The 12,767-nt window shown below is 71.6% G+C and carries 14 protein-coding genes; 9 read left to right on the top strand and 5 right to left on the bottom strand.

Annotated features, from left to right (window positions below):
* Positions 1 to 32: 32 nt before the first annotated feature.
* Entirely contained in the window at positions 33 to 1,445 is a 1,413-nt protein-coding gene (gene cysS / locus QM638_RS13345; protein WP_415142476.1) for a cysteine--tRNA ligase, read from the bottom strand.
* 10 nt (positions 1,446 to 1,455) lie between these two features.
* Positions 1,456 to 1,989: a 2-C-methyl-D-erythritol 2,4-cyclodiphosphate synthase gene (ispF, locus tag QM638_RS13340; RefSeq protein WP_415142475.1), complete on the bottom strand. Its 534-nt coding sequence runs from the start codon at positions 1,987 to 1,989 to the stop codon at positions 1,456 to 1,458.
* Positions 1,990 to 2,032: 43 nt separating this feature from the next.
* On the opposite strand from ispF, the gene QM638_RS13335 reads away from it, so the two are divergent.
* The 3 genes from QM638_RS13335 to QM638_RS13325 all read left to right on the top strand — a co-directional run bounded on the left by QM638_RS13335 (position 2,033) and on the right by QM638_RS13325 (position 5,032).
* Positions 2,033 to 3,598, top strand: a complete 1,566-nt coding sequence (locus tag QM638_RS13335; protein ID WP_415142474.1) for a molybdopterin-dependent oxidoreductase — start codon at positions 2,033 to 2,035, stop codon at positions 3,596 to 3,598.
* A gap of 264 nt (positions 3,599 to 3,862) precedes the next feature.
* Positions 3,863 to 4,252 (top strand): nitrite reductase small subunit NirD, encoded by a 390-nt coding sequence (gene nirD, locus QM638_RS13330; protein ID WP_415142473.1) that lies wholly within the window; start codon positions 3,863 to 3,865, stop codon positions 4,250 to 4,252.
* A 66-nt stretch (positions 4,253 to 4,318) separates the two neighbouring features.
* On the top strand, positions 4,319 to 5,032 hold the full coding sequence (locus QM638_RS13325) for an IspD/TarI family cytidylyltransferase (protein WP_415142472.1): 714 nt from the start codon (positions 4,319 to 4,321) through the stop codon (positions 5,030 to 5,032).
* 23 nt (positions 5,033 to 5,055) lie between these two features.
* Here QM638_RS13325 and QM638_RS13320 read toward each other — a convergent pair whose 3' ends face one another.
* Positions 5,056 to 5,616, bottom strand: coding sequence for a 2-C-methyl-D-erythritol 4-phosphate cytidylyltransferase (locus QM638_RS13320; RefSeq protein WP_415142471.1), 561 nt, complete (start codon positions 5,614 to 5,616; stop codon positions 5,056 to 5,058).
* A 76-nt stretch (positions 5,617 to 5,692) separates the two neighbouring features.
* The gene (locus tag QM638_RS13315; protein ID WP_415142470.1) at positions 5,693 to 6,178 is read right to left on the bottom strand and encodes a CarD family transcriptional regulator; all 486 of its coding nucleotides are present in this window, start codon (positions 6,176 to 6,178) and stop codon (positions 5,693 to 5,695) included.
* A gap of 303 nt (positions 6,179 to 6,481) precedes the next feature.
* Here QM638_RS13315 and QM638_RS13310 point away from each other — a divergent pair, with 303 nt between their 5' ends.
* Genes QM638_RS13310 through QM638_RS13300 form a run of 3 tightly spaced genes read left to right on the top strand, consistent with a single transcriptional unit; the run spans position 6,482 to position 8,886 of the window.
* Positions 6,482 to 7,408: a UbiA family prenyltransferase gene (locus tag QM638_RS13310; protein ID WP_415142469.1), complete on the top strand. Its 927-nt coding sequence runs from the start codon at positions 6,482 to 6,484 to the stop codon at positions 7,406 to 7,408.
* Between the two features lie 43 nt (positions 7,409 to 7,451).
* The gene (locus QM638_RS13305) at positions 7,452 to 8,114 is read left to right on the top strand and encodes a hypothetical protein (RefSeq protein WP_415142468.1); all 663 of its coding nucleotides are present in this window, start codon (positions 7,452 to 7,454) and stop codon (positions 8,112 to 8,114) included.
* 25 nt (positions 8,115 to 8,139) lie between these two features.
* Complete coding sequence (locus QM638_RS13300; protein ID WP_415142467.1) at positions 8,140 to 8,886, top strand: phosphoglyceromutase; 747 nt, start codon at positions 8,140 to 8,142, stop codon at positions 8,884 to 8,886.
* Between the two features lie 209 nt (positions 8,887 to 9,095).
* Here QM638_RS13300 and phoU read toward each other — a convergent pair whose 3' ends face one another.
* A complete protein-coding gene (gene phoU, locus QM638_RS13295) occupies positions 9,096 to 9,746 on the bottom strand; it encodes a phosphate signaling complex protein PhoU (RefSeq protein ID WP_415142466.1) in 651 nt (216 codons plus the stop codon).
* 122 nt (positions 9,747 to 9,868) lie between these two features.
* Between phoU and QM638_RS13290 the strand changes: the two genes are divergently transcribed.
* The 3 genes from QM638_RS13290 (at position 9,869) to QM638_RS13280 (ending at position 12,764) form a co-directional block, all read left to right on the top strand.
* Positions 9,869 to 11,059 (top strand): sensor histidine kinase, encoded by a 1,191-nt coding sequence (locus QM638_RS13290; RefSeq protein WP_415142465.1) that lies wholly within the window; start codon positions 9,869 to 9,871, stop codon positions 11,057 to 11,059.
* Positions 11,056 to 11,733: a response regulator gene (locus QM638_RS13285; protein ID WP_415142464.1), complete on the top strand. Its 678-nt coding sequence runs from the start codon at positions 11,056 to 11,058 to the stop codon at positions 11,731 to 11,733. Before QM638_RS13290 ends, QM638_RS13285 begins: the two co-directional genes overlap by 4 nt.
* Positions 11,734 to 11,849: 116 nt before the next feature.
* Entirely contained in the window at positions 11,850 to 12,764 is a 915-nt protein-coding gene (locus tag QM638_RS13280) for a DMT family transporter (RefSeq protein ID WP_415142463.1), read from the top strand.
* The last annotated feature ends 3 nt before the right edge of the window (positions 12,765 to 12,767 follow it).

Here is a 12,767-nt window from a genome sequence, read left to right as displayed (position 1 = left end):
CTTGCCGAGCGTCCGGGGGCGGCCGGGCCAGTTCACTCCAGACTCCACTTCGGTCCGTCGGGGGTGTCCTCGAGCTCGATGCCGGCCGCCTTGAGCTGGTCACGGATCGCGTCGGCACGCGCCCAGTCCTTCGCCGCGCGGGCCGCGGCACGGTCGGCCACCAGCCCGGCGACGAGCGCGTCCACGGCGCCGGTCAGCTTCTCGTCGGCGCCGCCGTATCCCCACACCGAGTCGTAGGGGTTGAGCCCGAGCACGTCGAGCATGAGCAGCACCGAGCCGGCGGTGGCCTGCAGCGCATCGATGTCGCCGTCGGCCAACTGCTTGTTCCCGGCACGCACGGTGTCGTGCAGGGTGGCCACCGCCACCGGGGTGCCGAGGTCGTCGTCCATCGCCGCGACGAACGCCTCCGGCAGCAGTGAGCCGAGTCCCGCGTCCTCGGGACCCACCGCCTCGAAGGCCCGCTCCAGGAAGCTCTCGACCCGGCGGAAGCCGACCGCCGCCTCCTCGAGCGCCCCGAAGGAGAACTCGACATGCGAGCGGTAGTGCGCCGAGACGAGGTAGTAGCGCAGCTCGATGCCGCGGTAGCGCTCCAGCACGGCCGGGATGGTGAGGCTGTTGCCCAGCGACTTGCTCATCTTCTCGCCAGCGGTGGTGATCCAGGCGTTGTGCATCCAGTACGACGCGAACTCCCGCCCGGCCGCCCGGGACTGGGCCTGCTCGTTCTCGTGGTGTGGGAAGCGCAGGTCGATGCCGCCGCCGTGGATGTCGAAGGCCGGACCCAGATACTTGCCGGCCATCGCCGAGCACTCGATGTGCCAGCCGGGGCGGCCTCGGCCCCAGGGTGAGGGCCAGGACGCCGTCTCCGGCTCGCTCGTCTTGTGGCCCTTCCAGAGCGCGAAGTCGCGCGGGTCGCGCTTGCCACGCGGGTCGGCGTCCTCGGCCGGCTCCATGTCGTCGATGCCCTGCCGGGACAGCTCGCCGTACGTCGGCCAGGACCGGACGTCGAAGTAGACGTCGCCGGAGCCGTCCTCGGCGGGGTAGGCGTGTCCGTTGGCGATGAGCTCGTCGATCAGCTCGACCATCTCCGGGATGTGACCGGTGGCGGCCGGCTCGTAGGTCGGCGGCGCCACGTTGAGCGAGGTGTAGGCACGGTCCAGCTCGCGGTGCATGGTGTAGGCCAGGTTGTACCAGGGCCGGCCCTGCTCGGCGCTCTTGATCAGGATCTTGTCGTCGATGTCGGTGACGTTGCGGATGAAGGTGACCTCGTAGCCGCGGTGACGCAGCCAGCGCTGCAGCACGTCGAAGTTGACCCCGGAGCGGACGTGACCGACGTGCGGCTCGGACTGCACGGTCAGGCCACAGACGTACAGCGACACCTTGCCCTCCTCGAGGGGGACGAAGTCGCGGACCTCGCGGGTCGCTGAGTCGTAGAGCCGCACGTTCACCCGGCAGAGTCTAGGGAACCTCGATGCCGCCGCTCGATTCGTCGCGCGATGACTCCGTGCGGCGCACCAGGATCGCGGTGGCGATCGCGGCGACGCCCTCGCCGCGCCCGGTCAGGCCGAGGCCGTCGGTGGTGGTGGCACCGATCGTGACCGGCGCGCCGGCAGCGGTGCTCAGCACCCGTTCGGCCTCCGCCCGGCGAGGACCGAGCCGGGGTCGGTTGCCGATCACCTGGACGGCGATGTTGCCGACCTCGAAGCCGGCCGCCCGCACCCGCCGGGCCGCCTCGGCGAGCAGGGTGGTCCCGGCCGCACCGGCCCACTGGGGCTCGGCGGTGCCGAAGTTCGCGCCGAGGTCGCCCAGGCCGGCGGCGGAGAGGAGCGCGTCGCAGCAGGCATGGGCCGCGACGTCGCCGTCGGAGTGCCCGGCCAGCCCCTGCCCCTCCTCCGGGAAGGCCAGCCCGGCCAGGTGCATCGCGACCCCGTCCGCCAGGCAGTGCACATCGGTCCCGATCCCCACCCGTGGCAGCTCCATGAGCGCGATCATGCCGCACCTCGGCCGGCAAGGAGCCGCGGGGCACACTTGTCGGGTGAGCACCACCGACCGTCCTCGGCCGGCCCCTGCCGACACCACCTCGCGTGCCCAGCCGCTGGCCGGACCGGCGGCGGGCGTGGTGGCCGGATGGGCGGGACTGGCCGCCGGCTGGGTGACCGCGCAACTGGCCGAGGCGAAGGAATCGCCGGTCTCCGCGGTCGCCGAGCAGATCATCGACCGGCTCCCCGGCCCCCTGGTCGAGCAGGGCATCCGCCGGCTGGGGCACCACGACAAGCAGGTCCTGGTGGTGCTCGTCCTGGTGGTGGTGACGCTGGCGTTCGCCCTCGCCGGCCGCCTGGGGCGCCGTACGCCGTGGTGGCCGATCGGGATCTTCGGCGGCGCCTCGTTGCTGGCCGGCCTCGCCGTCGCGAGGCAGCCCGGCACCGGCGGGCGCGACGAGCTGGCGGTGGTCCTCGGGTTCGTGGTGAGCGTGTGCGGGTGGCGGTTCCTCGCGATCGGACCGGCGGGACCGGCCGCCCCGCGGACCGACCCGGGGCCACCGGCCGGAGCCGACCGCCGCTTCTGGTTGCGCGCCGGTCTGGTGGCGGCGGGCACCGCCGCCGCGACGGCGGTACTGCCCCGGCTCGGGCGAGCCCGACGCGCGGTGGAGAGCGCGCGCAGCCGACTGCACATCCCCGGACTGCGACCGGCGGTCGTCCCGACCGGCGCCGACCTCGGGCTGGCCGAGCCGTGGGCCACGCCGACGACGTCGTTCTACCGGGTCGACATCGACGTCACGGTGCCCTACGTCGACCCGGACAGCTGGCGGCTGCGGATCCACGGCATGGTCGACCACGAGCTCGAGCTGACCTTCGCGGAGCTGGTGGCCCGGCGCCGGACGAACGCCTGGATCACGCTCAACTGCGTCTCCAACCCGGTCGGCGGCGACCTGATCGGCAACGCGTGGTGGAGCGGCGTACGACTGCGTGACCTGCTCGCCGAGGCCGGCGTGCACAGCGGCGCCGATGCCGTGCTGCAGACCGCCGCCGACGGCTGGACCTGCGGTACGCCGCTGTCCGCGCTCACCGACGACCGCCCGGCGATCCTCGCGGTGGCGATGAACGGCGAGGCGCTGCCGATCGCGCACGGCTTCCCGGTGCGCACGGTGGTGCCCGGCCTCTACGGCTACGTCAGCGCCTGCAAGTGGGTGGTGGACCTGGAGGTGACCACCATCGACAAGGCGGTCGGCTACTGGATCCCGCTCGGATGGGCGGTGCGCGGGCCGGTCAAGCTCGCCTCCCGGATCGACCGGCCGCGGTCGGGGGCGACGGTGTCGGCCGGCAGCTACCGGATCGCCGGGGTCGCCTGGGAGCAGGAGGTGGGCGTCGCGGCGGTGGAGGTCTCGGTCGACGGCGGAGCCTGGCGGCGCACCCGGCTGGCCCGGGTGCCGAGCGTCGACACCTGGGTGCAGTGGGCGGTCGAGGTGGACCTCGAGCCCGGCTCGCATCGCGCGCGAGTACGGGCGGTCGACCGAGACGGCACGGTGCAGACCTCGGTGCAGCGCGACGTCGCCCCCGACGGCGCCACCGGGTGGCACGAGGTGGACTTCACCGCGCACTGAGTCCGGACGGGTCCGGATCGGGTCCGGATCGGGTCCGGATCGGGTCCAGATCGGGTCCGGATCGGACTCGGACCGGACTCGGCCGGCGCCCGCGTTCCGAGTCGAGTGCCCCAGGTCGAGCGCGTGGATCGGGGCCCGTCGATGAGCGCTTGTTTTCGTGGCTGTTACACGCCGAAACCGGGCCCGAACACAGCGCTCCTAGATTCTGGGGATGCGAAGGGAGGCTGAGTCGATGTCGACGAACCTCGGGCCGACGACGTCACCGTGAGCCGACGGGAGGGACGTGGCGCCGACGCGTGGCAGCCGGTGTGCAAGCTGGCCGAGCTCGAGCCCGAGCGGGGTGTCACCGCGCTCGTGCACGGCCAGGCGATCGCCATCTTCAAGATGGCCGATGGCGTCGTCTACGCACTCGGCAACCACGACCCGTTCGCGAAGGCGTCCGCGATGTCCAAGGGCATCGTCGGCATACGCGACGAGGTGCCGTTCGTCGGTTCGCCCACCCACCGCCACGGCTTCGACCTGCGGACCGGGATCTGCCTGGAGGACCGGCACGTCTCCGTGCCCGCCTATGAGGTCAAGGTGGTCAACGGCACCGTGTACGTCGGCCGGCGGCTGACCCCGGCCGGACCGGAGCCGAACCTGAGCCGGACGTGAATCGGACGTGAATCGGACGTGAGCCGCTCCCGCCCACCCACCACCGGGGCCCGGTAACCTCGCTGCGTGTCCGCTGCGATCGTCCTGCTCGCCGCCGGCTCGGGGACTCGGGTCGGCGCCACCACCAACAAGGTCCTCCTCCCCCTGACCGGCGGCGATCAGCCGGGCGAGGCCGGCGACACCTGTCTGGGCAGATGTCTGCGCACCGTGCTGACGCTGCCCGACGTCTCCCGGATCGTGCTGGTCGCCCGCGCCGGCGACGAGGCGACCGTGGCCGCGATCGCCGAGGCGCTGCTGGGCGACCGCGAGGCGGCGATGGTGCTCGGCGGCAGCACCCGGCACGACTCCGAGCAGGCGGCGCTCGGGGTGCTGCGACCGGCCATCGACTCCGGCGAGGTGGACGTCGTGGCGATCCACGACGCCGCCAGACCGCTGGCGACCGCCGCGCTCTTCGCCACCACCCTCGCGGAGGCGCGACAGCGTGGCGGCGCGGTTCCGGTGGCCCCGCTCGGGCGCCTGCTGACACGGTCGCTCGAGCCCGCCGAGCCCGGGCGGCGCCTGGTCGGCGTACAGACTCCGCAGTCGTTCCGCGCCGCGCCACTGCTGGCGGCCTACGATGCGGCCGCGCGCGACGGCGCCGCCGGGACCGACACGGCGGCGACGCTCGAGCGCTACGCGGCACACCTGGAGATCGCCGCGGTGCCCAGCACCGCGCTCAACGTGAAGGTGACCTTCGCCGACGACCTCGCGGCCGTGGCCCGCCTCTCTCCTCCGGCATAGAGCCCGTGCTCGCGGATGAGGGCTCAGCCCGCGGTGGCGACCTCCAGGAGCCGGATCTCCTCCTCGGTGGCCACCCGGCGGCCGGCCGGCGGCGCCTCTACGGTGCGCACCTCGAAGCGAGCCGCGAGCAGGCCGGCCAGTTCGACGAAGTCGTTGCTCGGCAACCCCTCCAGCGCACACACCACCCCGGCCGGCAGCACGATCGGTGAGGCCACCGCGAGCAGGCCGTCTCGGTCGATCGTCTCGCCGACCAGGCCGCCGTCCTCGACCTTGACCGTGTCGGTCACCGGTCGCACGCCGATCACCACCACGTCGGCCTCGCGGGCCAGGGCGACGCATGCGGCGAGGAACCCCGGCGGCGTCATCGGGCACAGGGCGTCGTGCAGGCAGAAGGGCTCGCCGGCCTCCGCCACGGCTTCCCAGGAGGCGGTGAAGTCGAGTGGGACCACACCGGCTTCGTCGAGTGCCCACGCCGCAGCCGTGACCAGGCCCTCGCCGTGGATGAGGCGGAACGGCAGCGAGCCACGGTCGGCCTCGACCACCGCTCCCAGCGCCGAGGCGCCGTCGAGGACGTCCTGGGTCATGGTTGCTCCTCACCTACCACGAGACAGAAGACGAGCGGGGGACGCATGTCCCCCGCTCGTCTTGGGTCCTGCTGGGTCAGCTGGCCAGCACCTCGTCGAGAAGCGCCTCGGCCTTGTCCTCGTTGGTGCGCTCGCACAGTGCGAGCTCGGAGACCAGGATCTGCCGAGCCTTGGCGAGCATTCGCTTCTCGCCGGCGGACAGACCGCGGTCCCGCTCGCGGCGCCACAGGTCGCGCACGACCTCCGCCACCTTCATCACGTCACCGCTGTGCAGCTTCTCCAGGTTCGCCTTGTACCGCCGCGACCAGTTGGTCGGCTCCTCCACGTGCGCCGCTCGGAGCACCTCGAAGACGCGGTCCAGTCCGTCCTTGTCGACGACGTCGCGCACGCCCACCAGGTCGAGATTGTTCGCCGGAACCTTCACGACGAGATCCTGTTGAGCGATGATCCTCAGAACGAGGTACTGCCGTTCCTCTCCCTTGATGGTCCGCATCTCGATCTTCTCGATGACTGCAGCCCCGTGATTCGGATAGACGACGGTCTCGCCGACAGTGAAAGTCATATGTCAGGTTCCCCTTCCTAGAACACCTAGTTTAGCACGGATTCAGCCTCTCAGAAATCGCGTTTTTGCAGGTCAGCGCGACGATCAGGGCTTGACAGATCGCCCCAGTCTGTGATGCCCCTCTGTGACCTGGGCCATAGTCCGGTCGCTCCCGGATCACTCCGGCGCCGCTGAGCGCCTGCTGAGGAAGGGCCAAGACGGCGCTGAACTCGTCCGGAGATGGGCGCGATCCAGCCCACGCCGCGACCCGCTGAAGCGGGCTGGTGCGCGCGACCGTGACGTGTGCCAGCGATACTCGGCGTCATGGCGACGAAGCCGCGCACGATCTTCGACGACGACCGGTCCGCCTCGGCGAGCGAGCCGGGCGACGGATCGGTGGCACCCTCCACACCCGCGTCCACGCCCGATGACGCCGGTGGAGCTTCGGCAACCTCGGCGGCTTCCGCGACATCCGCGGCCTCGGCGAGCAGCGAGACCGCCCGGAGCCAGACCGTGGGCCCGTCCGCGCGGGGACGGCGACGGGGCATCGCCGGCTGGGGGCCGGTGCTGCTGGTGCGAGCCGCCCACCCGGGTCAGGCGGTGCTCACCGCGCTCGGCCTGGGGGTCGCCGCCGCACTGGCCGGCCGCCCGGCCCGTGAACTGGCGCTGGTGGTGGCGACCGTGCTGGTCGGTCAGGCCATCTTGGGGTGGCACAACGACCTGGTCGACGAGGACCGCGATCGGGTCCACCACCGCGCCCACAAGCCGGTCGCCGACGGCCGCCTGGATCCGGGGACCGTCTGGTTCGCGCTGGCGTGCGGGGTGCTGCTGGTGGTGCCGCTGGCCATCTCCGGTGGGGTCGTCGCCGGACTGTGCTACCTGGCCTCGGTGCTGGTCGGGCTGCTCGGCAACGTCGTGGGCCGCCGTGGTCTGCTGTCGTTCCTGCCGTGGGCGATCAGCTACGGGCTCTACCCCGCCTTCCTCTCCTACGGCGGCTGGGGCGGCCAGGCCGACGGCAATCCGCCCCAGCCGGTGATGGTGGCGCTGGCCGCACTGCTCGGCGTCGGCGTCCACGTGCTGACCGCGTTGTGGGGGCTGGTCGCCGACAACGCCGACGGCTGGACCTACCTGCCGCTGCGGCTCGGCGCCCGACTGGGCGCGACCACCCTGCTGGTGGCGACGGTCTGCTATCTGGTGCTGGTCGTCGCGGGCCTGTTGTACGCCGGTCACCGGGTCGGATTGAGCAGATAGCCCCCTGGCGGCGCGACGGCGCCGGGGCCGCTAGGCTGTCGCCGTGACGACGCCCGTACGACCGCTCACTCGCCGACCGCTCGCCCGACGTCGGCTCGCCCTGATGGGTGTGCTCGCCGCTCTCGCCGTGCCGACGCTGAGCGCCTGCAACAGCTTCGACTACGCCAGCGACCGGCAGAACGTCATCGCGGACGGTGGCTGGGACCTCGACAGCACCGTGCGGATCAACGCCGCCCGCATCGTCAGCGGTCAGGAGGGCTCCGGCGTCTTCATCGCCACGTTCACCCTGAACCCGACGATCGACGCCGCCACCAGCGGCGCGAAGGCGCCGACCTTCACCGGGCTCGAGGCGTCCTCGAAGGCGACCGAGACGGTCCAGGCCGCCTCGTTCACCGCCATCCCGGTGGGAAACCAGGGAGTGGTGAACCTCGCCGACCCGAGCGTCGGCGGCGTCGCGGTCACCGGGGACTTCCAGCCCGGCGACAGCATCCCGCTCACCCTCACCTTCAGCGAGGGCGATCCGGTCACGCTGCACGTCCCGGTGGTCGCCGAGTGCGGGGTGTACGCCGACGTGGTGGCCCAAGACGCGGCCGGAACCTCCGCCGACAACGCCGCCCAGAGCAGCGACACCGCCGAGGGCGGCGACGACAGCACCGGCGGCCTGTACTCGTGCGACTACCCCGCCGCCAGCCTGCCGGCCGAATGATCCGGCCTTCCCGCGTGAGGACACGATGAGCCACACCCTGGTCCTGCTCCGCCATGGCGAGAGCGAGTGGAACGCACTCAACCTCTCCACCGGATGGGTCGACGTCGCGCTGACCGAGAAGGGCCGGGCGGAGGCCGTCGAGGGTGGTCGCATGCTCGCCGAGAAGGGCATCCTGCCGGACGTCGTCCACACCTCGCTGCTGCGCCGCGCGATCAACACCGCCGCCATCGCCCTCGACACCTGCGACCGGCACTGGATCGACGTCTCCCGCTCCTGGCGACTCAACGAGCGGCACTACGGTGCGCTGCAGGGCAAGAACAAGTCCGAGACGCTGCAGCGGTTCGGCGCGGAGCAGTTCCAGCTGTGGCGCCGCTCCTACGACGTACCGCCACCGCCGATCGCCGACGACGACGAGTTCTCCCAGGTGGGCGACCCGCGATACGCCGACCTCGGCGAGGCGATGCCGCGCACCGAGTGCCTCGAGGATGTCGTCGCTCGGATGCTGCCCTACTGGGAGCAGGCGATCGTGCCCGACCTGCGCGCCGGCAAGACGGTCCTGGTCACCGCACACGGCAACAGCCTGCGGGCTCTGGTCAAGCACCTCGACGGGATCTCCGACGCCGACATCGCGGCGCTCAACATCCCGACCGCGCAGCCCCTGGTCTACCGGCTCGACGACTCGCTGGCGCCACTGGTGCCGGGCGGTGAGTACCTCGACCCCGAGGCCGCCGCGGCCGCCGCCGAAGCGGTCGCCAACCAGGGCCGCGCCTGAGCGACCGCGTGCCGGGGCCGCGACCGCCGAGGACCGGCGCCGTGGTCTCGATACGTCCTCGCTCGTCCCGCGCGAGGACTACTCGAGAAACGAAGAGCCACCCGTCGATCGACCAGCAAGCCCAGCCAATCGGATGCCGGCCGAGTAGCGAGCCGAGCGCATCGAGACCTCCGCCGAGGACCGGCAACGCTGCCGGCGTACCCTCGGGCTCAGGCGGAGACCGGTCGCTCCCCGGTGACCACGAAGACCACCAACCCCGCCACCGTCACCGCGTGGTCGGCGATCCGCTCGTAGTAGCGGCCCAGCAGCGCGATGTCGACGGCCGCCTCGACCCCGCCGCCCCAGTCCTCGCCGAGCAGCGCCGTGAAGGTCTCCCGCCGCAGCCGATCCATCTCGGCATCGTCCTCACGCAGTGCCTCCGCGCCGACGATGTCCCGCTCATCGATGATCTCGGAGGTGCGGTGCACCATCCGCTCGGCGACCTCCGCCATCCGGCTGATGGTGGGGCGCAACTGGACAGGCACCGCGATGTTCGGCGTCCGCAGCCGAGCGATCTTGGCGACGTGGACCGAGAGGTCACCCATCCGCTCCAGGTCGGAGACCATCCGCAGCGCCGCGACGACGACGCGCAGGTCACCGGCGACCGGCGCCTGCAGCGAGAGCAGTTGCAGCGCGTTGAGCTCGATCCGTTCGCGTGCCCCGTCGATCTCGGCGTCGTTGCTGATCACCTGCTCGGCCAGGTCGGTGCGACCCTCCAGCAGTGCGGTGGTCGCATCGCGGACCGCGGTCTCCACCTCCTGGCAGACCGCGCTGAGGTCGCCGAAGATCCTGTCGAGGTCGTCATGGAAAGCTGAACGCATGAGCACTACGCTAGCCAGCGAAGGTGACGGATGATCCTGATCCGATGAATCCTGCGTGAACGTTGGACGTTTCGGGATCACGTCGCGGCGGACCTGGTGGATCATGGCCTTAGGCTGATCGTGTGGACTCGACGACGCAGACGTTTCTTGCTGCGCTCTTCGGGGCCGTCTTGGCTGGAGCCACGGTCCTGGCGTGGGCGATCAGCGAGCGTCAGCACTACCGCGCGCCCGTCGTACCCACCCCCGGGGTTCCGCCGGAGGTGGCCACCGTGCTCTCCGTGCTGCGCAGCAGCGCCGTCGTGGTCGGCGAGGACGACACCGTCCTGAAGGCGTCCGCGCCGGCCTACGCGCTCGGACTGGTGCGCGGCACCTCGCTGCTCTCCGAGGACCTGTCCCGACTCGTCCACGAGGTACGGCGCGACGGCCAGATCCGGGAGACCGAGCTGGTCATGACCCGGCCCAGCGCGCCCACCCGGCACGTCACCGCCCGGGTGGCGCCGCTCGGCTCGCGGCTGGTGCTGGCGCTGGTCGAGGACCGCACCCGCGAGCGCCGGGTGGAGGCCGTGCGGCGCGACTTCGTGGCGAACGTGAGCCACGAGCTCAAGACCCCGGTCGGGGCGATCCGGGTCCTCGCCGAGGCGGTGCACGACGCCGCCGACGACTCCGCGGCGGTGCGCCGCTTCGCCGACCGGATGCTCACCGAGAGCGACCGGCTCAGCCAGCTGGTCCAGCAGATCATCGAGCTCTCCCGACTGCAGGGCGACGAGCCGCTGGAGACGCCGGTGGCGGTCGACGTCGACGCGGTCATCGCCACCGCGGTGGACACCAGTGCCGTGGACGCGACGACGAAGCGGATCTCGCTGGTGACCTCGGGGACCAGCGGCCTGCAGGTGTTCGGCAACGAGGACCAGGTGTTGGCTGCGGTGACCAACCTGGTCTCGAACGCGGTCGCCTACTCCGACCCGGACACCAGCGTCACGGTGGCCACCCGCGCCACCGACGGCTCGGTGGAGATCGCCGTCGTCGACCAGGGCGTGGGCATCCCGTCGGAGGACGTCGACCGCATCTTCGAGCGCTTCTATCGGGTGGACCCCGCCCGGCACCGGTCCACCGGAGGCACCGGCCTGGGTCTGTCGATCGTCAAGCACGTCGCCGCCACCCACGGTGGCGAGGTGTCGGTCTGGTCGGTCGAGGGTCAGGGCTCGACGTTCACCCTCTCCCTCCCCCAACACCTGCCGTCGGTGGCCACGAGTGAGACCACACTCGTGCCGGCGGCCGTCAGCCTGTCACCAACCAGAGAGGAACGCCCGTGACGCGGGTACTCGTCGTCGAGGATGAGCAGAGCTACTCCGAGGCGCTCTCCTACATGCTCCGCAAGGAAGGCTTCGAGGTGGCCATCGCCGAGAACGGCAGCGATGCGCTCAAGGAGTTCGACCGATTCGGTGCCGACATCGTGCTGCTGGACCTGATGCTGCCCGGCATCCCCGGCACCGAGGTGTGCCGCCAGATCCGAGCCACGTCGGCGGTCCCGGTGATCATGGTCAGCGCGAAGGACGACGAGGTCGACAAGGTCGTCGGGCTGGAGCTGGGCGCCGACGACTACGTCACCAAGCCGTACTCGCCGCGCGAGCTCGTCGCCCGGATCCGAGCCGTGCTGCGCCGCGGCCAGGAGCCGGAGCTCGCGCCGGCGGCGCTGGAGGCCGGGCCGGTTCGGATGGACGTGGAGCGCCATGTCGTCACCGTCGACGGTGACGAGCAGCGGCTCCCGCTCAAGGAGTTCGAGCTGCTGGAGATGTTCCTGCGCAACCCCGGCCGGGTGCTGACCCGGGGCCAGCTCATCGATCGGGTGTGGGGCTCGGACTACGTCGGCGACACCAAGACGCTCGACGTCCACGTGAAGCGGCTGCGGGCCAAGCTGGAGCCGGACCCGAGCGATCCGACGCTGCTGGTGACGGTGCGCGGGTTGGGTTACAAGCTGGACCTGTGAGGCGCGGGCGATCCGGCACGGCCGTGGCCGGTGTGGTGAGTTCCGCGACCGCTTTTCGCGCTGCGCTGTCCGAAATCCGCCTGCCACCGAGCCGCCCGGGCCTCTAGCCTCGGGTCGTGACGAGTACGACGACCAAGCCGACCCGACCCCAAACGAACGGATCCGGGCTCTCCGCCGCACCGATTGCGGCTTGCGCGGTCACCCTGCTGCTGTGGGCCTCGGCCTTCGTCGGGATCCGGCATCTGGGCGGCACGGTGCCGCCCGGTGCGCTCTCCCTCGGCCGGCTGCTGGTGATGACGCTGGCCCTGGGCGCGCTGGTGCTGGCACGCGGCGGGACCCGATCGCCCACCCGTGCCGAATGGCCGCTGGTCCTCGCGGGGGGCGGGTGTTGGTTCGGCGTCTACAACCTCACCCTCAATGCCGCGGAGCAGCACATCGACGCCGCCACCGCGGCGCTGGTGGTGCAGGTCGGCCCGATCATCGTCGCGCTGCTCGCGGTGGTGCTCTTCGGTGAACGGCTGACCAGGTGGCTGCTGATCGGTCTGGCGGTGGGGTTCGGCGGTGTGGTGCTGATCGGCCGGGTGTCGGCCGGCGACGGCGGCGCCGACCTGGTCGGCGTACTGCTCGCGGGCGTCGCCGCCGGCACCTTCGCCGTCGGGGTGGTCACCCAGAAGCAGCTGTTGCGGACGTTCGGCGCACTCGACCTGACCTTCTGGTACAGCGTGGTCGGTGTGGTGGTCTGCCTGCCCTGGACCGGCCAGCTGGTCGACCTGGTCGCTCATCCGGCACCCGGCGACCTCGGCTGGATCCTCTATCTCGGCATCTTCCCCTCGGCGGTCGCGTTCGTGCTGTGGGCCTACGCGCTCTCCCATGCCGACGCCGGGCGGTTCGCGATGACCACGTTCCTGGTGCCGTTCCTGACCGCGCTCCTGGGCTGGCTCTTCCTGGACGAGGTGCCGCCGGCGCTCACCTTCCTCGGCGGCGCGCTCTGTATCGGCGGGGTGCTGCTGACCCGGCGCCAGGCCAACTGAGGC

This window comes from Nocardioides sp., from assembly GCF_047606145.1.
GTDB lineage: Bacteria > Actinomycetota > Actinomycetes > Propionibacteriales > Nocardioidaceae > Nocardioides.
Note: the sequence above shows the minus strand (reverse complement) of the source record. Positions and strands in the feature narration are given on the sequence as shown.